This window comes from Vicinamibacteria bacterium, assembly GCA_035570235.1.
GTDB lineage: Bacteria > Acidobacteriota > Vicinamibacteria > Fen-336 > Fen-336 > DATMML01.
In genome coordinates this window covers 1-21,221 of sequence record DATMML010000117.1, presented here as the reverse complement: position 1 = coordinate 21,221, position 21,221 = coordinate 1, and the positions used below count along the sequence as shown (strand labels likewise).

Annotated in this window: 19 protein-coding genes; 7 read left to right on the top strand and 12 right to left on the bottom strand. The window is 69.3% G+C overall.

Features of this window, described 5'->3' with window-relative positions:
• Positions 1-21: 21 nt before the first annotated feature.
• The gene (locus VN461_21195) at positions 22-1,767 is read left to right on the top strand and encodes a phosphoenolpyruvate carboxykinase (GTP) (GenBank protein HXB57294.1); all 1,746 of its coding nucleotides are present in this window, start codon (positions 22-24) and stop codon (positions 1,765-1,767) included.
• Between the two features lie 24 nt (positions 1,768-1,791).
• On the opposite strand, the gene VN461_21190 is transcribed toward VN461_21195, so the two are convergent.
• The gene (locus tag VN461_21190; protein ID HXB57293.1) at positions 1,792-3,666 is read right to left on the bottom strand and encodes a winged helix-turn-helix domain-containing protein; all 1,875 of its coding nucleotides are present in this window, start codon (positions 3,664-3,666) and stop codon (positions 1,792-1,794) included.
• 181 nt (positions 3,667-3,847) lie between these two features.
• Here VN461_21190 and VN461_21185 point away from each other — a divergent pair, with 181 nt between their 5' ends.
• Positions 3,848-4,753, top strand: a complete 906-nt coding sequence (locus tag VN461_21185) for a transporter substrate-binding domain-containing protein (GenBank protein ID HXB57292.1) — start codon at positions 3,848-3,850, stop codon at positions 4,751-4,753.
• Positions 4,754-4,823: 70 nt separating this feature from the next.
• Entirely contained in the window at positions 4,824-5,261 is a 438-nt protein-coding gene (locus tag VN461_21180) for a hypothetical protein (protein ID HXB57291.1), read from the top strand.
• 150 nt (positions 5,262-5,411) lie between these two features.
• Here VN461_21180 and VN461_21175 read toward each other — a convergent pair whose 3' ends face one another.
• Together VN461_21175 and VN461_21170 are read right to left on the bottom strand one after the other, a co-directional pair.
• A complete protein-coding gene (locus tag VN461_21175) occupies positions 5,412-7,442 on the bottom strand; it encodes a protein kinase (GenBank protein ID HXB57290.1) in 2,031 nt (676 codons plus the stop codon).
• A gap of 16 nt (positions 7,443-7,458) precedes the next feature.
• Positions 7,459-8,217, bottom strand: a complete 759-nt coding sequence (locus VN461_21170) for a methylamine utilization protein (GenBank protein ID HXB57289.1) — start codon at positions 8,215-8,217, stop codon at positions 7,459-7,461.
• Here VN461_21170 and VN461_21165 point away from each other — a divergent pair.
• The gene (locus VN461_21165; protein ID HXB57288.1) at positions 8,216-9,577 is read left to right on the top strand and encodes a M28 family peptidase; all 1,362 of its coding nucleotides are present in this window, start codon (positions 8,216-8,218) and stop codon (positions 9,575-9,577) included. The genes VN461_21170 and VN461_21165 overlap by 2 nt on opposite strands.
• Positions 9,578-9,595: 18 nt before the next feature.
• Here the strand turns inward: VN461_21165 and VN461_21160 are convergent, their stop codons facing one another.
• The 4 genes from VN461_21160 to moeB are packed head-to-tail and all read right to left on the bottom strand — an operon-like array spanning position 9,596 to position 12,419.
• Entirely contained in the window at positions 9,596-9,895 is a 300-nt protein-coding gene (locus VN461_21160; GenBank protein ID HXB57287.1) for a MoaD/ThiS family protein, read from the bottom strand.
• A gap of 15 nt (positions 9,896-9,910) precedes the next feature.
• On the bottom strand, positions 9,911-10,327 hold the full coding sequence (locus VN461_21155; GenBank protein HXB57286.1) for a M67 family metallopeptidase: 417 nt from the start codon (positions 10,325-10,327) through the stop codon (positions 9,911-9,913).
• On the bottom strand, positions 10,324-11,241 hold the full coding sequence (locus VN461_21150) for a cysteine synthase family protein (protein HXB57285.1): 918 nt from the start codon (positions 11,239-11,241) through the stop codon (positions 10,324-10,326). Before VN461_21150 ends, VN461_21155 begins: the two co-directional genes overlap by 4 nt.
• Positions 11,238-12,419 carry a molybdopterin-synthase adenylyltransferase MoeB gene (moeB, locus tag VN461_21145; protein ID HXB57284.1) on the bottom strand — a complete coding sequence of 394 codons (1,182 nt, stop codon included), beginning with the start codon at positions 12,417-12,419 and terminating at the stop codon, positions 11,238-11,240. The genes VN461_21150 and moeB overlap by 4 nt, the downstream gene beginning before the upstream one ends.
• 131 nt (positions 12,420-12,550) lie before the next feature.
• On the opposite strand from moeB, the gene VN461_21140 reads away from it, so the two are divergent.
• Genes VN461_21140 through VN461_21130 form a run of 3 tightly spaced genes read left to right on the top strand, consistent with a single transcriptional unit; the run spans position 12,551 to position 16,163 of the window.
• Entirely contained in the window at positions 12,551-13,780 is a 1,230-nt protein-coding gene (locus VN461_21140) for a DUF4388 domain-containing protein (protein HXB57283.1), read from the top strand.
• 29 nt (positions 13,781-13,809) lie between these two features.
• A complete protein-coding gene (locus tag VN461_21135) occupies positions 13,810-15,039 on the top strand; it encodes a DUF1015 domain-containing protein (protein ID HXB57282.1) in 1,230 nt (409 codons plus the stop codon).
• Between the two features lie 38 nt (positions 15,040-15,077).
• On the top strand, positions 15,078-16,163 hold the full coding sequence (locus VN461_21130; protein HXB57281.1) for an isochorismatase: 1,086 nt from the start codon (positions 15,078-15,080) through the stop codon (positions 16,161-16,163).
• 38 nt (positions 16,164-16,201) lie between these two features.
• On the opposite strand, the gene VN461_21125 is transcribed toward VN461_21130, so the two are convergent.
• From VN461_21125 to VN461_21105, 5 genes are all read right to left on the bottom strand, one after another.
• On the bottom strand, positions 16,202-16,954 hold the full coding sequence (locus VN461_21125) for a glycerophosphodiester phosphodiesterase family protein (protein HXB57280.1): 753 nt from the start codon (positions 16,952-16,954) through the stop codon (positions 16,202-16,204).
• 19 nt (positions 16,955-16,973) lie between these two features.
• Positions 16,974-18,950 (bottom strand): HD domain-containing phosphohydrolase, encoded by a 1,977-nt coding sequence (locus VN461_21120; protein HXB57279.1) that lies wholly within the window; start codon positions 18,948-18,950, stop codon positions 16,974-16,976.
• Between the two features lie 112 nt (positions 18,951-19,062).
• Entirely contained in the window at positions 19,063-19,719 is a 657-nt protein-coding gene (locus VN461_21115) for an HAD-IA family hydrolase (GenBank protein HXB57278.1), read from the bottom strand.
• On the bottom strand, positions 19,716-20,102 hold the full coding sequence (locus VN461_21110; GenBank protein ID HXB57277.1) for a DUF309 domain-containing protein: 387 nt from the start codon (positions 20,100-20,102) through the stop codon (positions 19,716-19,718). The genes VN461_21115 and VN461_21110 overlap by 4 nt, the downstream gene beginning before the upstream one ends.
• A 10-nt stretch (positions 20,103-20,112) precedes the next feature.
• Positions 20,113-21,221 (bottom strand): sulfatase-like hydrolase/transferase (locus VN461_21105; protein HXB57276.1); only part of this gene is annotated, 1,109 nt, incomplete at its 5' end.

Genomic DNA, 21,221 nt, shown 5'->3' with positions numbered 1-21,221 from the left:
CCAAAGCCGCGAGGTCCCGGGATGACACCAGCCGAGCGTTGGGTCGAGGAGGTCGCGGGGACGGTGCGACCGGACCGCGTCGTCTGGTGCGACGGATCGGGGGCGGAGAAAGAGCGCCTCCGGGAGGGAATGCTCGCGGACGGGACCCTCATCCGCCTGCATCCCCAGAAGGCCCCGGGCTGCACCCTTCACCGCAGCCATCCCTCGGACGTGGCCCGCACCGAGCACCTCACCTTCATCGCCAGCCGCACCCGGGAGGACGCCGGTCCCACCAACAACTGGATGGCGCCGGATGAGGCCCGCAAACGGGTGGGGCCGCTGTTTTCGGGGGTGATGAAGGGCCGGACCATGTACGTGGTCCCCTACCTCATGGCCCCCCCCGGTTCGTCATTCAGCAAGGTGGGCATCGAGGTCACGGACAGCCCCTACGTTGTGGCCAACATGGAGATCATGACCCGCATGGGCAGGGTCGCCCTCGACCAGCTCGGAGGGAGCGAGGACTTCGTGCCCGGGCTGCACTCCACGGGCGACCTCTCCATTGATCGGCGGTACATCGTCCACTTCCCGGAGGAGCGGCTGATCTGGAGTGTGGGCTCCGGCTACGGCGGTAACGCCCTCCTGGGCAAGAAATGCTTCGCCCTGCGCATCGCCAGCAGGCTGGCCCGTGACCAGGGGTGGCTGGCGGAGCACATGCTGATCCTGGAGCTGACCCTCCCGGACGGCGAGACCCACTACGTCGCTGCCGCTTTCCCCTCCGCCTGCGGCAAGACGAACCTGGCCATGCTGGTTTCGCCCTTCGAGGCCCAGGGCTACCGCGTGCGCACGGTAGGAGACGACATCGCCTGGCTGCGCCCGGGCGAGGACGGGCGGCTTTGGGCGGTGAACCCGGAGGCCGGCTTCTTCGGGGTGGTGCCCGGCACCGGCCCCGACACCAACCCCAACGCCATGGCCACGATCACCCACGACACCATCTTCACCAACGTGGCGGTGACGCCGGACGGCATCCCCTGGTGGGAAGGCAAGGACAAGAGCCCGCCCGCCGATCTCATCGATTGGCAGGGAAAGAGGTGGGACGGGAGCGGCAAGGCCGCCCACCCCAACTCTCGCTTCACGGTAGCCGCCCGCCAGTGCCCGAGCATCTCCCCTCGCTGGGAGGATCCGGGCGGGGTTCCCCTCTCCGCCATCGTCTTTGGTGGTCGCCGGGCGAGGGTGACACCCCTCGTCATCCAGAGCCGGGACTGGGCGCACGGCGTCTTCCTGGGCGCTACCTTGGGCTCGGAGACGACGGCTGCGGCCACCGGCAAGGTGGGCGTGGTGCGCCGCGATCCGATGGCCATGCTCCCCTTCTGCGGCTACAACATGGCCGACTATTTCCGCCACTGGCTGCACATGGGGGCGCAGCTGCGACGGCCGCCCGCCATCTTCCAAGTCAACTGGTTCCGAACCGGGGACGATGGGCGGCTCCTCTGGCCGGGCTTCGGCCAGAACCTCCGGGTCCTCCTCTGGATGATTGAGCGGGTGAAGGGCACGGGTGCCGCCACGGACACCCCCGTGGGCCTCGTTCCTGCCGCCGCCGCCCTCAACTGGGACGGACTCGATCTGTCCGCCCCCAAGCGCCAAGCGCTGCTCCGGGTGGACCGATCGGAGTGGGCGGCCGAGGTGCCCCAGCTCCGGGCCTTCTTTGACCAGTTCGGAGATCGTGTGCCCGGGGAGCTGAACCGGGCTCTGGCCGCTCTCAGCGAGCAGCTGACGACGGCGTCGGTCTGACCCCCGCCCCCACCCCTACGACCTCTAGCGGGCGGCGTCGTCCGTAGGCAGGTTCATCTTGGTGAGCAGCGCCTTGAACCGCGGAAGGGCCTGCAGCGGATCCAGCATCGGATCCACGAGCGTGAACGGGAGCATGGATCGCGCCGCCACCCCGCGCTCGACGTGGGCCATGGCGCGATCGTAGTCGCCGAGCCCGCTGTAGATCACGGCCAGGGCAAACGGCTCGCCGCCCGCCGCACCCTCTGCCTCAATCTGATGCGCGATCGCCAGCGCCTCCGCTTTGCGGCCCATCACGGAGTAGAGGCGACCCAGCGGCCGGGCCAGGGGCTCGCGGGGTCCGTGCACCAGTCGCAGCTTGTCCAGGGTGGCCAGCGACTCCGCGTACCGCCCCGACTGCGCATACGCCTCCGCGAGGCGGCTCAACGCGGGTCGAAACGTCGCATCGAACTCGAGCGCGCGCTGATACCGCTCGATGGCTCGGTCGTACTGTCGAGCCCGGTAGTACATACGGCCTTCGTCGCTGATGGCCGTGGGCGAGAGCGGATCGAGCTCCGTGGCCCGCTTTGCCGCTGCGATTGCTTCCGCGTGGCGTCGCAGCGATTGAAACAAAAATGCATAGCCCGAGTGGGCGGCGGCCAGGTTTGGGTTCAACTCGAGAGCTCGCCGGTACTCGGCTTCCGTGCCGGGCCAATCCCAATCGTACTGGAAGCGCACTGCGCCCAACTCGTAGTGGGCCTCGGCCAGCGTGTCATCCAGCTCGAGCGCCTTGAGCGCGGCTGCCCGCACCTCCGAGGCGTGGGTGCCGATGCCCAATCCGGCCCAAATGTCGCGATCGCGATAGGCGCCGGCCAGGCCCGCGTAGGCGGGCGCGAATCCGGGTTCCATCGCAATCGCCTTCTCGAAGCACTCGATGGAACGGTCGAGGGCCTCCCCGTCGCGCTTGCTGGAGTGGTACCGGCCCAGCAGGTACCACTCGTGCGCCTGGGGATTGACCGAGCGGAGGGCGGACGGTGGTGCCGTCGGCGAAGACCGTACGGTGCGGGCCCGTACCTGCTGCGCGATGGCGTCCGCAACCTCTCGCTGCAGGGTCAATACCTCGCGGGCGTCCCGCTCATAGGACTGCGCCCAGAGATGGTGATCGGTGGCGCCCTGAATGAGCTGGGCGGTGATCCTCACTTCGCTTCCAGACCGCAGCACGGAGCCCTCGACAACCGCATCCACGTTCAAGTCGTGCGCGATCTCCCGCACGGATTTCCGGGCCCGTTTGTACGGCATCGTCGCGCTGCGGGACAGCACTCGAAGGGACGGAATCTGCGCGAGGTTGGTGATGAGCTCGTCGGTCATGCCGTCCGCGAAGTATTCCTGATCGGGATCGCGGGAGAGATTCTCGAGGGGTAGCACGGCGATCGAGCGCACGGGCCGAGACCCCTGGAGTTGGGGCCACCAGATGGCCGCGGACGCGGCGACCACGGCCAGCACGGCGAGGCCCACCAGGAGTCTGGTCCAGGGTGCAGGCAGCCACGCGTGCATCGGGTCGCGCGCGGGCGGCTCTGATTCCTCCCCTCTCCCCGACTCCACGGCAAGGGGAGCGATGAATCGATAGCCGCGTTTGGGGAGGGTCTCGACGAAGCGGGGGTTCTCCGCCGAGTCGTCGAGGGCCTGGCGGAGCTTCCTTATAGCGCTGTTCAGGCCGTCGTCGAAATCGACGAAGGTGTCGGCGGGCCAGACCGTCGTGCGCAGCTGTTCCCGGGTGACAACCTCGCCGGGATCCGCGAGCAGGAGCTCCAGGATCCGGAACGGCTGCTCCTGAAGCTTGACCTTGCGCCCGTCCTTCCGGAGTTCTCCTGTCCGCCGATCGAGCTCGAAGGTGCCGAAGCGCGCGCGGGCGTGGGTGTCCACTCCTGTCACCGGGGGGAGTGTAGCACCGCGCGCCGGAGGGATCGGTCGCTACGTGTTCTCCTGCCCCCACAACGACTTACTGGGTCAGCCTCAAATCGGAGCGGGATGAGATCCCGTCCATGGCGGAGCACGCCGATCCGGCCGACATTGCGCACAGATCGAACTCGAAAGGAGATCTGCCATGCACCACAAGAACCGCGTCGTCATCACCGCGATTGTCGTCGCCGTTTGCGCGACCGCGGCCTGCGGCACGCACCCGTCGGTCAGTCCGGTGGCGCCCGACCCGGTTGGTCAGGCGGCGACCCAAGTCATCTCACGGAACGCGCAATGCACCATTCATGGATCCGACACCGCCCGGGTCCGCCGCGGCAACCCACACCCGCCCGCTTACCTCGCCCAACTCGCGCCCGACGGCATCCTGCGCGTGGGCGTGAACTATGGGAACCCCAACAACGCGAGCCGCGACGGCTCCGGCACCCTCCATGGCGTGGCCATTGACCTCGCCTGTGTGATCGCGGCCGATCTGGAGGCCGATGTGGCATTCATCGCCTACAGCGGGATTCCGCCGCTCCTGCGGGGGTTCGATCAAAGGGAATGGGTCCTGGGATTCACGGCCTCGGCTCCGAACCTCGCCACCGCGCACCCCCACATCGGGGTGGAGAATAGCTACCTCGTTCCCGCGGGTTCGCCGTTCCAGGCGGTGGGCGATGTGGACCGCCCGGGCGTCCGCGTGTCGGTCGCCCAAGGCAATTCCCCCGATCTGTACCTGACCACGCACCTGCGGTCGGCCGTGCTCTTGCGATTCCCAACCGTGCCCGAGGCCCTCGGGGCCTTGCGGCAGGGCGCCGTTCAGGCCTTCGCGGGCGCCCGCGACACGGAGTTCGGTTTTCTTGCGCAAATGCCGTCCGGCCGTGTCCTACCCGACGACTTCGCGACGTTTTATCTCGGCATCAACGTCAGTCCGAACAGTCCGGCTGCCCTCGGCTACCTCAATGGGTTCGTCGAGAGGGCCAAACACAGCGGCCTGATTCAAGAGGCCATCAATCGGGCGGGACTAGTGGGGGTGACGATTCCGCCTCCTCTGTAGGGAGAGCTCTCTACGGGCGCCCGAGGGCGTCGTGCCCCGGAAACTGGTCCGGAGTAGCTAAAGGACTAAGATGAAAGCGAATTGCAGACGGCATGCTGTATCCCTGGTATCGACGTTGGTTCTGCTCGTTCTGGCCCTCGCCGGCACTGGGCTCGCCCGTGACGATGAATTCGGCGACGGCGACCGCACCAAGCGGGCCAAGACTCTGCACGTGTGGGCAGGCGACCAGGCCCGCCTGGCCCCTGAAACTTTCTTGCCGTCATCAATTGTCAACCTGGGCGAGAACGCCGGCCCGCACGACACTGCGCTCACGGACGACGATAAGCGGTTGGTGGTCACCGACTACTTCCTCAATGAGGACGACTTCGGGAAAATCCATTTTGAAGGCGACCACCACGTACACGTGATCAAGGTTTTCAAAGATCACTTGGAATTGGATCCGCGTTTTGATGTGGATTTCAACGCAGCGTTCCCACCGGGCCCGCGCGGCCACACGGCATTGACATGAAGTGAGCCATGCGCAGCGACCCGAGCTGCCGGCTGGGCAAAGAGATCGTTCGCACCCAAGGAACGGGCGGGTCCCGGGCAAATCCTCGGACATCCGCGCGGGCTCCAAGAGGCGGTTGGAGGGTAGCCCCGACGGGGGAGCGGGGTCTCGTCAGGCGGCTTCGACGCTCGACGAGATGCTGGCCAGGTCCGCAAGTATGTCGCCCACCTTCGCGTACCGGCGGGCCGGGCTCTTTTCCATGCAGCGGAGGATCAGGGCCTCCAGAGCCGGGGCCAGCCGCGGGTTCAACGTGCGGGGCGGGGGAGGCGCGGTCTGAATGTGGCCGAGCATGATTCCCACCACCGTATCGCCCGTGAAGGGCAGCGCGCCGGTGAAGACCTCGAAGAGAACAACACCCAGGGAGTAGATGTCGGAACGGAAGTCAGCCGGCTGCCCCTGGACCTGCTCGGGGGGCATGTAATCGGGCGTGCCCACCACCGCCCCCGCCGCGGTGAGGCCCGAGGCATCGCTCTTCACCTCCGAGATGCGCGCGACCCCGAAGTCCATGATCTTGAGCTCGCCCGTCTCGGGCAGGATGAGCACGTTCTGCGGCTTGATGTCGCGGTGCACGACGCCCTGGAGGTGGGCCGCTTCCAGTCCGTGACACATCTGCTTGGCGATGGAGAGGCCGATCTGCAGCGGCAACGGGCCTTTGCTCCGAATGAGGTCCTTGAGGGTGACTCCCTCCAGGTACTCCATGGAGATGTAGGAGATGCCGTCGGCCTCGCCGAAGTCGTGGGTCCGGAGCACGTTGCGGTGGGTGATCTTGCGGGCCAGCTTGATCTCCAGCTTGAAGCGGTCGAGCAGGGTGGCGTCCTCGCGGAGGACGTCCAGGCGCAGGACCTTGAGGGCCACCACCTCGTCGAGCTGCCGGTCGCGCGCGCGGTAGACCACACCCATGCCCCCCTGCCCCACCGCGCCCAGGATCTCGTAGCGCCCCGCGAATCCCCGCCCGATCGTCAGGGCGGCCGCGGCGGCGACGCTGCTGAGGGCGACCGTGGCGCCGGTGCCCGACTCCGTCGCTCCGGGATCGAGTGGCAAGTTGCCGCCCCTCTTGAGGAGCGTCATCCCCTCCCGTAGAAAGCCGATCATCTGCTCCTTCTCCTTGAGCTCGGAGAGGAGGGCGCTGAAGGCGCGGGCGAGCACGCCGATCTCGTCGTGGGTGTCCACGGACACCACCCCCGAGTAGGAGCCGTTCCGGGCCTGCTCCACCAGGTCCACGAGCCGGCGCACGGGGCCCGAGATGCTTGAGGCGGCCAGGTAGGCCAGCCCCAGGCCCAGGGCGGTCACCACGAGCGAGACCAGGACCAGGCTGCTTCGAAACTGGCGGAAGGAGGCCGTCTCCTCGGCCATGCTGCGCAGGGCCACCATCGAGCCCACCGTGGCCCCGGAGGCCGATTTCAAGGGGACGCGGATGCCGACGTGGCGCTCCCCGGCCAGCTCCACCTGGAAGGGCTCCTTGCCCTCGGTCCGCAGTTCGGGGCGGCCCAGCACGGCGCGCAACGCCGCCTCCTCCGGGCCCAGCGAGGAGACGGAGAGCTGCGGCGGCCCGTCCGGCGGCTCGACCACGAAGGCCACCTCGCTGTGGGTGAGTATGCGGAGCTGGTTGGCGAGGGCCTCATTGATGGCGTAGCCGGCCACCAGCACGCCTACCAGCTTGCCCGCGAAGGCCATGGGCACGGAGACCGCGTGGTAGAGCTTGTCCCCCTGCCGCCAGACGGTGGCGGACTCCACCCCCTCCAGAGGCTTCTGCACGATCGGGTCTGAAGCCAGGTTCTCGCCTTCCGCCCCCGGGCGGTCGCTGCGCGCGATGACCCGCCCTCCGGGGTCGGTGGCCACGAAGAAATCTGCTCCCAGGTCCTTGCCCCGCTCCTGGAGCATGTCGTACACGGTGGCGGGATCGTTGGTCTCGCACGCCGCTTTGAAGGGGGAGTCGTTGCCGAGCACCCTCAACCCCAGCTTGAGCTTGTTGTAGCGGTCGGCCTGAAAGGTCTCCCAGACCTGGTGGGTCTCCTGGAGGGCGCGGGTGATGCTCTCGTTGGCCAGGCGCTCGGCCTGGAAGGTCGTGAAGGCGAGGCTGGTCACGACCAGGGCCACCACGAGGACGCCGGTAAAGAGGAGGATTTTCTGGGTGAGCCCCATCGAGCAGCGACCTCGCTCAGTACGTCTCGTGGCTGGGGGCGGGGTAGTCCTGGCCGAATTTGTTCTTGTGCGCCTCCCGCTTGTACTTGGATCCGTCGAGGGTGATCCGGCCCGTGACCTCGCCCTGGGCGGGCACCGTGAGCTCCAGCGCGACGTCGCCCGCCCGCTCGTGCCAGGCCCGCAGGGTGTACTGGCCCGCGGGCACCTCCTCGATGACGAAGGCGCCGTCTGGCCCGGGCCGGGTGAAGTAGGGGTTGTCGCGGACGAGGACCACCGCGCTCATCTGGGGGTGGATGTTGCAGTAGATCCGGACGAGGCCGGGGTGTTGGAAGGTCCAGGAGCCGCTCTTCGGGCGCTTGTAGAGGTCGAGGTCGAAGCGGTTCTCGCCCGAGAGCGAGAAGACATTGTGGAAGACCGAATCCTGGTTGGGGAATTCCACCGTGCCCCCCACCGGGACCACGACCACCCGGGGGATGAAGTTCTTCCCCTTCATGGCTATGGTGGTGGTGGGGTGCGCCGAACGGGGGGGCGCCCGGACGCCGTCGACGTAGACCACGACCTCGGAGAGGTCGCTGGCCTTGCGGCCCCCCTTCTCGAGGAGCTCAACCTGGCCCCGGACCGTGCCCGCCCGGGCCACGGAGGCCAGGCTCAGGGCCGTCAGAAGCGCTGCTAGACCGACCCCCACCTCTCGGGCCACGGGCAGGAAGTCTAGCACACGGTCCCGAGCCCCGACCCCGCCCCTCCCCGGTTCCGACCCTATAATCGCCAGTCCCATGGCTGCCCTCCTTCCCTCCCTGCTTCTGGCCTCCTCGTTGAGCGGGGAGGCCGCTCTACGCCACGCCGCCGCCCTGGCCGCCCTCGGCCCCCATCCTTGGGGGTCGTCGCGAAACCATGCGGCCGCGGAGTACGTGGCGGCGGAGTTCCGGGAGGCGGGGTTGGGCGAGGTGCGTCTCGAGGATTTCGAGAGCCAGGGCACGCGCGGGGCCAACGTGGTGGGCGTGCTCCGCGCGCCGGGGTCGGAGTTCCTCGTGATCGCCGCCCACCACGACACCGCCCCCGAGGCCCCCGGGGCCTACGACGACGGGGGCGGAGTGGGGCTGCTCATCGAGGCTGCGCGGGCGCTGGCCCCCCGCCCACGCTCGCGAACGATGGTATTCGTGTCGTTCGACGGCGAGGAGGCGGGGTCCCCGGGTCGCACCCCCGCCCCTGGCTCCCGGGCCTTCATCCGCGCTCTGGGGAGCACGGGCCGCGACCTGGTGGCGGCCTTCGTGATCGAGATGTGTGGGTGGAAGGGTGGTAGCCCCGTCCTCCACGCCATCGCCTACCCGGATCCCCTCCGGCCGGGAAGTCCGGTGATCGCTCCCGCCTGGCTGGTGAGGGCGGTCCAGGAGGGGGCCCGGGAGGGCGGCACGCCTCTCCCCCTGGGCGACCCGCGCCTTTCCTGGCTCTACCAGCCCACGGTCCGGGCCTTTCGCGCCCCCCACCACTACGGCGACGACCTGTCTTTCCTCCAGGCCGGCCTGCCCGCGGTGTTCGTGTCCGATTCCTCGTTCTCCGCCTATTACCCCTACTACCACCAGGCCGGGGACACGGCCGACAAGCTGGACGCCGAGGCCCTGGCGCGGATGGGGGCGGGCGTGCTGGGTGTGATCGAAGCCCTCGGCCGCGCCCCCCGCGGTCCCGCCGCGGAGAGCGTGTGGTTCGCGGCTTTTGGCCGGGTGGTGGGGGCGAGGACGCTCATGGTCCTGGGAGCGCTGTCCCTGCTGCCCGGGCTCCTGCGGGCCGTGTCTGCGGGCGGCTTCGTCCTGCCCTGCCGGCTCCTGCAGGCCGCGCTTTGCGGCGTGCTCTTCTGGCGGCAGCCGTTGCCGGTGCTCTGGATCCTGCTGCTCCCGAACCTGCTGGCGGGGGCGGGCCGGGCCTGGCTCTCGCTCCTGTCGCTCCTGCCTGCCCTGGCCCTCCTCGGGCTCGGCGTCATGGCCTGGAACCGAGGCTTTCTGGAGGGAACCTGGCTCGCGCCCTGGGAGATCGCGGCCCTCATCTTGGCCGTCGCCCTCCTCTGGGTCGGCCCCCCCCGCGGGGCGGTGAGGAGGGCCGCTACCCGGGGCGGTCGCCGGCTCCCCCGCGACGCCCGCTGAGCCTCCCTCCTGCCTGCCTCAGCCCGCCTTGGGACTAGGGCCGCGTCCCCCCGCTATGGCGGGGACGATGGCCACGGTGTCGCCCGCCTTCAGGGGGGCGGCGAGCTCGCCCAGGAAGCGCACGTCTTCATCGTTGAGGAAGAGGCGGACGTAGGCGCGGAGATTCCCCGAGGGGTCGCAGAGGCGGTCCTTCAGCCCCCGGTGGCGGCTCTCCAGGCTCTCGATCAGACCGGCGATGTCGGCGGCCTCCACCTCCACCTCTTCCGCTCCCCCCGTGAGGGAGCGCAGGGGGGACGGGATCTGCACGCGGATGGCCATGTTTTCCTTCCTTGTCTACTGGACTTCGAATGCTTCTTCCTCGAAAGCCTGGGTGGCGTCGCGAAAGACCCAGGCGCTGGGGGTGGCGCGTTCACCCCCCTCCACGCCCACCACCACGTGGATCACGCCGTCGGAAAGGCCCTGGGCGGCAATGCGGCGGTCGGTCTCGGAGGGTCGCGCGGGATGATCGGGGTGGCTGTGGTAGTAGCCGAGGATCTCCTCCCCCCGCTCGCGCCCCTCCCGCTGGATACGAATAAGGTCCTCGGGGGCGATCTGGTAGCGGACCCGCGGGGACTCGGTCTCGCGGTTGACCACGGGGACGATGGCCGCCACCCTCGACCCCTCGCCCAGGAGCACCCCGCACACCTCGAACGGGTAGCCATGGCGCGCATGCTCGAGCATGGCGGTCAGCTGGGGCCGGCGGATCCTCAAGGACGCTCCGCCAGATAGCGCTCGCCGCCGTCGCAGAGGAGGGCCACCACCACTCCCTGGCCCTGGGTGCGGGCCACCGTCCGCGCGGCCCAGAGCGCGGCCCCCGCCGAATGCCCGACCAGGATGCCGTCCGAGCGGAGGACCTCCGCGCAACCGGCGAGGCCGTCCTCGGTGGATACCACGAGCGACTCGTCGGGGACCCGGGGGTCGTAGACCTCAGGCACGATCGCGCTGGGGAGGTGCTTCAGGCCCTCCAGCCCGTGCAAGGGCTCGTCGGGCTGGACCGCCACCACCCGCACCCGCGGGTTGCGCTCGTGCAGGAAGCGGCCCGTCCCGACCACGGTTCCGGTGGTGCCCAACCCGGCCACGAAGTGCGTGATCCGCCCCTCCGTCTGCTCCCAGATCTCCGGGCCCGTGGTCTGGTAGTGGGCCAGGGGGTTGGCGGGGTTGCGGTACTGGTCGGCGTAGAAGTAGCGGTCGGGATTCGCGGCCACCATCTCCCGCACCTTGAGGAGCGCGCCGTCGGAGCCGGAAAAGGCGGGGGTGAAGATGAGCTCCGCTCCGTAGGCGCGGCAGAGCCGCTTGCGGTCCTCGGTGGCGCTCTCCGGCATGACCAACTCCACCGGGTAGCCCCGGGCCCGCCCCACGAGAGCGAGGCCGACCGCGGTGTTGCCGGAGGAGGAGTCGATGATGGTCTGCCCCCGGCGTAGGGCCCCCGTCCGCTCGCCCTCGCTCACCAGGGAGAGCGCGGTGCGGTCCTTCACCGAGCCGCCGGGGTTGAACCACTCGCACTTGGCCCATAGCTCCACGCCCGGGGGCACCCCGGGGAAGCGCAGGCGAAGGAGAGGCGTGTTCCCGATGGCGCGCGCGATCGAGCCCAGAACGCGGGCGGGCGAGGAGGCGGCGACGGTCATGGCCGGGCCACGGCCTCCCCCCGCGGCTCGAAGTGGCAGGACCACTCGAGATCCTGGAGCTCGCGGATGGTCGGCTCCTCGCCGCACACCGCGCAGCGGGGATCGCGGCGCACCTTGAACTGCCGGAAGGTCATGGCGAGCGCGTCGTAGGCGAGAAGCCGGCCCCTGAGCAGCTCGCCCTTGCCGAGAATGACCTTGATGGCCTCCGTGGCTTGGATCAAGCCCACCACTCCGGGAAGCACGCCCAAAACCCCCGCCTCGTCGCAGGAGGGGGCCAGCCCCGCGGGGGTGGGCTCGGGGTAGAGGCAGCGGTAGCAGGGTCCCTGCCGGGGGACGAAGGTCGAGACCTGGCCGTCGAAGCGGAAGATGCTGCCGTAGACGTTGGTCTTGCCGGTGAGGACGGCGGCGTCGTTCACGAGGTACTTGGTGGAGAAGTTGTCGCAGCCGTCCACGATGACGTCGTAGGGCGCCATCACCTCCAGGACGTTGCTGGCCTCGAGGCGGAGGTCGTGGCGGACCACCTTCACATCCGGGTTCAGGGCGCGGATCGTGGCCTCCGCCGACTCCGTCTTGGGCCGGCCCACGCTGGCCGTGGTGTGGAGGACCTGGCGCTGGAGGTTGGTCAGGTCCACGACGTCGGAGTCCACGATCCCGATCGTCCCCACGCCGGCCGCGGCCAGGTAGAGCCCGGCGGGGGAGCCCAGGCCCCCCGCCCCCACCAGCAGGACGGAGGAGGCGAGCAGCTTCGTCTGCCCGGCCTCGCCCACCTCGGGGACCAGGAGGTGGCGGCTGTATCGGTTCTTTTGCTCGGCGCTCAGGGTCTTGGGCACCGTGACGGGCAGCCCCGCCTCCTTCCAGCGGGTGAATCCGCCGGCCATGGAGGCGACCCGGGAGTAGCCGAGCTGCTCCAGGGTCTTGGCCCCGAGCGCGCTGCGCGTGCCTCCCGCGCAATAGACCACGACCTCGCGGGACTTGTCGGGGACCTTTTCCTCGACCCTCAACTCAAGGAACCCGCGGGGGATGAAGATCGCCCCCGGCAGGTGGCCCTGCGACCACTCGTCCGCCTCCCGGACGTCCAGGACCGCCGCCCCCGCCCCCGCGAGGGCCCGCGCCTCTTCGACCGAGACCTCGCGGATCTCGGACTTGACCTGACGGATCAATTCTTTGAAGGTGCTCAACCTTGGCCTCCTCGGGACCGAGGAGGTGTGCCAGGGATGGACAGAGCTACGGCCCCGTGCGGCGAGACCCTTTCAGTGTACCACAGGCGGTCCGTGACCGCGTGCTACAATCCGACCAACCCCGCGCCCCTATGGAGAAGACCCTCGAAGGGAACCTGGCTGCATTCGAGGTCCCCGACCTTCTGACCTTCATTGGCCTGGGCGGACGCACCGGCGTCCTCGTCCTGGAGCGGCCCGAGCAGGAGACGAAGCTCTTTTTCCGCGAGGGCAAGGCGGTCTTCGCCACCTCCACCGCGGAGGATCTTCGCTTCGGCAACACGCTCGTGCGCCTTGGCAAGTTGAGCGCCCAGACGGTGGAGCGGGTGATGCAAAAGCAGCGGGCGGGGGCCCGCATCGGCCAGATCCTGCTCTCGGAGAAGATCCTGACCGAGGAAGCGCTGGCCTCGTTCCTCAAGATCCAGGTCTCGGAGGTGATCTTCCACACCTTTTCCTGGCGGGAGGGGACGTTCACCTTCTACGACAAGACCCCGCCCCCGGCCACGGCCGTCACCCTGGAGATGGACCTTCAGAACCTCATCATGGAGGGCGTGCGGCGCGGTAACGACCTCGACCGGATGGCCGCGGCCTTCCCGGACCGCGAGATGGTTGTGGAGGCTCTCGTCAACCCCGAGCGCGTGAAGCAGAGCGTCAACCTCCTTCCCGACGAGTGGCGGGTCCTCTTCCTGGTGGACGGGCGCCGGAGCGTGGGCGAGGTCTGCCACCTCGTGGGCAACCCCGACGAGATGGCCACCCTCCAGATCCTCCAGCACCTCCGGGCCGCCCGCTTCCTCGCCCTCGGCCCCCCGCGCCCCGAGCCGGCACCCGTGCTCGCCCCCCCCATTCCCGTGGTGGAGGGGGGAGGGACGCAGAAGTGGATCGACGGCGGCCCGCCCCCCGCCGTGGTCGGTCCCTCCGTAGAGTTCAGCTCGGGCGTGCCCGCGCGGAAGGTCGAGGAGGACGACACCAAGGAGATCGTGAGCAAGCAGGCGGCCCGCTACCTGGCCAACGCTACTCGGCTCACGGTGAGCCGGCTGGTCCAGGTCAAAGACGGGGTCGAGACCTCCTTCCCCCTCATAAAGGACAGCTACACCCTCGGTCGCCACCGGAACAATGACATCGTGATCACCGACCCCAAGGCCTCGTCCTTTCATGCCCGCATCGACCGCTCGCCCGACGGCTTCGCGATCGTGGACCTCCAGAGCCGCAACGGCTGCTGGGTGAACGGCAAACGGGTGGAGACCGCACTCCTGAAGACGGGCGACGACGTACGCCTGGGCATGGCCCGGCTCATCTACAAGGTGGATTACACGAGCGCGGTCTGAGCTGACGACTTTCTGAGAGGACATGAGCCTTGCCCGAGATCCAGCCCTTCGCCGGCCTCCGCTACCGCGTGCCCCAGGCGGACCTGAGCCGGGTTCTGGCCCCGCCCTATGACGTCATCCCTCCCTCTTACCAGGCGGAGCTCTACGCGCGCGATCCTCGCAACATCGTCCGGCTGATCTTGAACCGCGCGGCGGGCGAGGCCGCCTACGCGGAGGCGGGGGAGACGTTTGGACGCTGGCGGGCGGAAGGGCTTCTGACCCCGGACGAAGTGCCCGGCCTCTACGTGCTCGAGCAGAGCTTCCCCTGGGAGGGACGGACGCTCCGTCGCTACGGCCTCCTCGCTCGTTTCCTCGCCGAGGATCCGGCCCGGGGGAGCGTGCTGCCCCACGAGCAGACCCGCACCGCGGCCAAGGAAGACCGCTACCGGCTGCTGCGCGCGACCCGGGCCAACTTCAGCCCCATCTTCCTCATGTTCCCGGACCCGCAGAGCCGCTTCGGCCTCGAAGTGGCGAACGCGATTGCCGCCCCCCCCCTCGTCCACTACGTGGACGACGGCGGTGTGGGCCATCGGCTCTGGAGCGTGACGGGGGCGGCCACCATCGCCGTCTTCCGCGAGCTCCTGGGGGGGGTCCGGGCCTACATCGCGGATGGCCACCACCGGTACGCCACTGCCCTGCGCTATCGCGATGAGGTGGGGCCGGAGGGCGCCTGGACGTTTGGCTACTTCACTCCCCTGGGCGCGCCCGGTCTCGTGGTCCTGCCCTACCACCGGATCCTGGCCGAGGGCCCGACGCTCGAGGAGGCGGGGCGGGCCCTGTCCGGTCTCTTCTCCCTGAGCCGGGTGGCGGACGCCGCGGCCGCGGCGCGGGCGGTGGCCGCGTCCACAAAGCCCTACGCCTTCGCCCTCGCGGAGCCGGGGAAGGGCGCCTTGGTGGCGGAAGGGCAAGGGGAGATCGAATCGCGTCTCCCCCAGGAAACCCCGCCTTCACTGCGCGTCCTCGACGCCTACCTCCTGCACCAGGTTGTGCTGGGGACGCTGCTCTCCATCCCCCCGCGCGCGGTCAGCTACGTGCACTCCCTGGCCGAGGCCGAGGAGGCCCTGGGGAAGGGAGCCTGCCGCCTGGCCGTGCTCCTGCGGGGCACGCCCGTCGAGCAGATCGTGAACGTGGCCGAGGCCGGGGAGTCCATGCCCGCCAAGAGCACGTTCTTCCACCCCAAGCTTCCTTCGGGCCTCGTGATCCATCCCCTGAAGGTCTGAAGAACCCCCAACTTCATTTGGGACGGGGTTAGAGTGGGATGGTGGAGGCGTCGGGAAGGGGAAGCGGCAAGGCCGGCCGGGCCCGACCTCTAGGGGTGGGCTGGCCTCTTCCCCCTCACTTCGATCCCGCGGACGCGGCCCGGCTCTTTCGCGTTCCCTACCTGGAGAGGTCTGGGCAGGCTGAAGCCTGGGCCGCCGAGCAGGGGATCGGGCCCGCAACCTCCGATTCCCCCCGCGTCTGCCTCGTGCTCGTGGACGTGCAAAACACGTTCTGCCTGCCGGGGTTCGAGCTCTTCGTGGCCGGGCGCTCCGGGACGGGGGCGGTGGACGACAACGCCCGCCTGTGCCGGTTCATCTACACCAACTTGGGCGCCATCACCCAGATCGTGGCCACCCTCGACACCCACAGCGCCATCCAGATCTTCCACCCCGTCTTCTGGGTGAGCGAGGCCGGCGAGCATCCCCCTCCCCACACCGTCGTCTCCCGGGAGGACGTGGAGGCGGGAGTCTGGAGGGTCAATCCGAAGATCCTGGCCGCGGTGGCCCCCAGGCCCGGCTTCGACCTCGAGGCCTACGCTCGGCACTACGCGGGGCAGCTGAAGGCGGGGGGCAAGTACCCGCTGACCGTCTGGCCCTACCACGCCATGGTGGGTGGGATCGGCCACGCCCTCGTCTCCTCCGTGGAAGAGGCGGTCTTCTTCCATTCCGTGGCCCGCGCGAGCCCCACCCGCTTCGAGATCAAGGGCAACAACCCCTTGACCGAGCACTACTCCGTCCTTCGGCCCGAGGTCATGGAGGACCACGAGGGGGTGGCTATCGCGGCCGAGAACACCTCTCTCCTGAAGGCGCTGCAGTCCTTCGACGTGCTGATCTTCGCCGGCCAGGCCAAGAGCCACTGCCTGGCCTGGACCGTGGAGGACCTGCTCACCCAGATCCAGGCCCGCGATCCGGGGCGGGCGGGCAGGGTCTACCTGCTGGAGGACTGCACGTCGCCGGTGGTGGTGCCGGGGGTGGTGGACTTCACGGAGCCGGCGGACGCCGCTTTTGGACGGTTTGCCGAGGCGGGCATGCACCGGGTTCTCTCCACGACTCCCCTCCGGAGCTGGCCGGGGGTGGGGCGGTGACCCTCGGCAGGGGCGCGGCGCGAATTCCGGCTGAGCGCCTAGCCCGCGATCCCGTCCGCCAGCGCCTCCAGGAGGGCCGCGGGGCGGTTGGAGGCCAGGCCGTAGAGGTCGAAGCGGGCGAGGGCGCGCAGTTCCTCCGGCTCGTCCACCACCCAGGTGGCGAGCTTCAAGGCCGCGCCCCGCACAAGGTCCCGGACCTCGGGGGTGAGAAGCCCCTTCTCCGGCATGACGATGTCGCAGCCCGCCTCCCGGGCCCCCAAGACCATCTCCTCCGCGGAGCCCCGTGAGAAGAGATGGCCCCGCGGCATTTCCGGGGCCAGCTTCCGGCAGCGGAGGAGGGCCCGCCGATCGAAGGACAGGAAGGCCACGTCCCTGGCCATCTGGGCCTTCCGCACCTCGTTGATGGCGCGGGCCTCGATGCCGTCGGCCTCCGCCTCCCTTACCGAATCCCCCTTGATCTCGACCATGATCCGGCCCCGGCCGCGCAAGAGGCCGAGGGTCTCGGCCAGGGTCGGCACCCGCTCCCCGGCGTAGGCGCGGCCGAAGCGCTGGGGGTAGCCCGCGGAGACAGCGCGGATCTCGGCCAGGGTCAGGTCGGCCACGCGGCCCTGGCCGCCGGTGGTGCGATCCAGGGAGGGGTCGTGGATCACGACCACCTGGCCGTCCCGGGTGAGCTGGACGTCGCATTCCACGAGGTCCACCCCCGCCTCGAGCGCGCTCGCGAAGGCGGCCAGGGTGTTCTCGGGACGATGGGCAGAGTCGCCGCGGTGGGCGATGATGAGGGGGGGCATTGGTACCCGGGGAAGCGGCTTATCTGGCCAGCTCCGCCTCCGCCCCCGCGCGGGGCAGCGTCCTCTCGTAGACCTTGGCCTCGATGAACAGGCCGAGGAGGTCGTGGTCCAGCTTCCCCTGGCCCGCCTCCTCCTTGAGGATGTCGAGGGCCCGCTCCACGGGGACCGATTTCTTGTAGGGCCGGTCCCAGGCCACGAGGGCGTCGTAGATGTCGGAGATCGTCATCATCTTGGACTGCACGGGGATGTCTTTGGCGGTGAGCCGGCGGGGGTAGCCCGTGCCGTCCAGCTTCTCGTGGTGGGCGTAGGCGATCTCGGGGACGCGGCGGAAGTCCCCCGTCCACGGAATCTCGGAGAGGAAGCGGAAGGTGTGGGTGACGTGGCTCTCGATCTCCCGCCGCTCCTTCTCGGAGAGGCTGCCCCGGCGGATGGACAGGGCCGACACCTCGTTGGGGGTCAGGAAGGGCTGGCGGTTCCCTTCCGCGTCCCGGAAGGTGCGGTTGGGGAGGTCGAGCAGGGCCCGCACGCTGTCCTCCTCCAGGATGGAGGGCTCGTTGGCCTGCATCACCATGCGCAGGATGGAATCGACCTCGTTTTGGCGTTCCTCGTGGGTAGCGTCCATCTCCGCCAGCAGCTGGGGAGAGGACCGGCCGGCCAGCACTTGCTCCAGCTTGGCCCGGACGTGCTCCGCCTCCAGCGTGCGCTTGATGTAGCCGAAGCGCTGGCGGATGACCAGCATCTCGCCGACGTAGAGTTTCTTCCCCTTGATGAGCACCTTCTCGCGCACGCCGACCTTGCCGAAGTCGTGCAGGAGGCTCGCGTACCGGATCTCCTGGAGCTGGTCCCGGGTGAAGCGGAGTTCCCGGAAGGGGCCCGTCACCACCGAGTCCGCCTGTTCGGCCAGGCCCACGGTCAAGGTCGCCACCCGCTTCGAATGGCCGGAGGTGGTGGGGTCGCGGGACTCGATAGCGGTCACGGAGGCTTCCACGAAGGAGTTGAAAAGGTTGCGGATGTCCTGGATGAGGAGCGTGTTCTCGAAGGCCACCGCGGCCTGGCTGGTCAGAGAGCTGACCAGCTCCTCGTCCACGGAGGTGAAGGGGATGACCGCCTCTTCCACCACCGACACCGGGCGCAGCACCATCTTGGGGTCCCGCTTCTTGTTGATGAGCTGGACCACGCCGATCACCCGGTGCTCGTGGTCGCGCATGGGGACGACCAGCATGGAGCGCGTCCGGTAGCCGGATTTCTCGTCGAAGGAGCGGCTGATCTTGAAGGGGAAGCCGGCGGGAAGTTGGTAGGCGTTGGCCACGTTCACGTCGCGGCCGCTCAGGGCCACGTAGCCCGCGATGGAGGTCTCGTTCAAGGGCATGGTCTGTTCTTCGAACGGGACCACCACGGAGTCGTTCTGGCTGAGCTTGAAGCGGAGCCGCGCGTCCTCGTTGGACTCATGGTCCTTGCCCCGCTCCACCAGGTAGAGGCTGCCCGCATCCGCGTTCGTGATCTCCCGGCTCTTCAAGAGGATCAGCTCCAGGAGCTTCTTGATGTCGCGCTCCGCGGAGAGGGCTACCCCGATGCGGTTCAGGTCGTGTAGCTCCTCGCCCTTGCGGGTGAGGGCGCCTTCCAGCTGACGGATGACCCGCCGACCGTGGATGGTATCGAAGGCGCGCTCCAGGCGCAGCCGCAAGCGAGCCCCCGTCACGGGCCGAACCAGGATGTCGTCCAGGAACGGGAAGCGGCGGAGGACCTCGTCGCCCTCTCCGAAGTCCGTGACCGCGACCAGCACCGCCTGATGGCCCCGGCCGGCCTTGAGCCATTCGTTGAGGGCGGCGCCCTCGGCCTCCAGGGACGCGGGGTCGGCCAGAATGAGGGTGGGGGCCTTGCCGTCCAGACAGGATTGGAGCTCGGACAGGCTGTCGACCTCCTGGGCCGACATCCCCGGAGGAAGGTCACCCATCACGACATCCCGCGTTTTGCCCCAGATCAGAATGCTCGACATTGCCCTCTCGTCTCCCGGGGCCGCTGCTTTGGGCCAGACGCGTGGGGCTAAGGGTAGCACAACGCACGACCCCGCGGCGGCGGGGGGTCGGGAGACTTGCCCGCTCCCGCGGTCAGGCTCCGGCCAAGAGAAGGGGGAGGTCTCGGATGTCCGAGAGGGTGACGTCGGGGGGCGCCTCCCGAAGGCTCTCGGGGTTCAGGCCGTAGGTCACGCCCACCGTGGGCACGCCCGCGGCCCGGCCCGTTCGGACATCCACCGCGGAATCGCCCACCAGCACCGCCTCTTCCGGCCTTACCCCGAGGTCGTCCAGGAGGAGGAGCAGGCCCGCGGGATCGGGCTTGCGCCCCGGGAAATCGCCGCCGCCGTAGATCCGGGCAAAGCGATCGGCCACCCCCAAGCCGGCCAGGATGGCCCGGCTCATGTCCCCCGGCTTGTTGCTGAGGACAGCGAGGATGCGGTCACCGAGACGGTCAAGGGTCTCCACAACCCCCGGGTAGAGCCGCGTGGTGTCGAGCAAACAGCGGCGGTAGCGGTCGAGGAAGGTGGGCAAGACCTCCTCCGCCCTCCTGCGGATGCCGGCCTGGGCCAGGCTGCGTGTGATGAGGGCCCCCGCCCCCTCGCCGACGAAGGAGCGCACCACTTCGAGGGACAGGGGCGGCATCCCCGGGGCCACCGTGGCCAGGGCGGCGTTGGTGGCGGTGGCGAGGTCCCGGCTGGAGTCCACGAGCGTGCCGTCCAGATCGAAGACGACGAGCCGGGCACCCTTCACCCGGGCAGGGCTCGGAGCCGGGGAAGGCGGGAGGGGTCGAACTCCGGCTTGCGCCCCGCCCTGACGTCGCGCAGTTCGGTGAGGACGCGGCGGCAGTCCTCGCGCAGGGCGTCGATGTTGAGGCCCCGGTAGCGGGGGACGAACTCATCGAGCTTGCGCAGGGCGGGGCTGAACATGGCCTCCGCGTCCGCGAGGTCGCCGTTGCCGAGCTGGTGCAGGGCTTCGGCCAGGTGGGAGAGGTTCGTGTAGAACTGCCGCTCGGAAGGGGACCGGGTGGCGCCCGCTACGGCCTCGAGAGCATCCTGGAACTCGCTGAAGCGGCCGTTGTTGAAGAGGGCCACCGCGGCCTGGAGGGCGTCATCCACCAAGAGGGATGCTAGCACGGGCCGCCGTCTACCCCGGCCCCAGGTATCCCAAGGCCTTCAGCTGCTCTTGCCTCTCTTTGCTGAACTCCATGAGCGTGCGGCCGGGGGGCAGGGAGAGCCAGATTTGGATGCCAGGGGAGTCGCTTGACGGAGGAGCAAAGAGGTCTTGGAAATGCTCCCGCCCGCCCGCGGACTCGATCTCGGGAAACCGCAGGGGAAGGGCGTCCGCGGGGGCCGCGGACCGGCCGATGGCCACGTCGCGAGGCCTCAGCGCGCGGCCGTCGCGGGTTCCCTCCAGCCAGACGGGCGCGCCCATGGGGCGCGCGGTGAAGACGACCTCGCGGGGTCGCCCCGGCCGCGGCCGCACGCGCAGCTCCAGCCGCCGCCCGTTTTCCTGGATCTGGTAGCGCTCCCCCGCACCGAGACCGGTGGCCTCCACTCCCTCGATCCAGCCCCCCGTCTTGAGGCCGATCCCGTACTCGCCGGCTCCCGCGATCTTCAAGGTGTAGCGGAAGGGGTTGGGGGCCATGACCGCCTCCACGCCCGCCTTGAGAAAGCGCACGCGCTCCGGGGCCGAGGCCAGGATGCTCTTCGTCTCCTTGGGATCGTGGACGAGGTCGAAGTAGAGCTCATCCTCCACGGGGCTGAAGCGGCGGATGTACTTGTCCGCCTCCGTGCGGATGCCGTGAGCCACGAACCCGCGGTGGGAGATCTCCGAAACGGCGGGGGTGGGGGAGGCCGTGCCCTCGAGCACCCGCTGCAGGGGCCGGCCCGCGATCAGGGGAGGAGCGGGCACGGGCAGGCCCTGGTTCTCGAGAACGGTGGGCAGGATGTCCACCTCCCGCACCTGCTGGGCCACGCGTCGGCCGGCGTTGCCCCGGCCGGGAAACTTCACGACGAGCGGGATGTGGACGAGCTCGTCGAACACGCTCCGTCCGTGGAGCCACTGGCCGTGGTCCAGGAACTCCTCTCCGTGGTCGCCCAGGAAGACGACGAGGGCCCTTTCGTAGAGGCCGCGGGCCCGGAGCCCCTGAACGAACCGCCCGAACTCCCGGTCTCCGTAGGCGATGTCCCCGTCGTACTGCGCGATCATCCGGTCGCGGTCGAGCGGCTCCTTGTAGTCGGTGCGGGGATCGG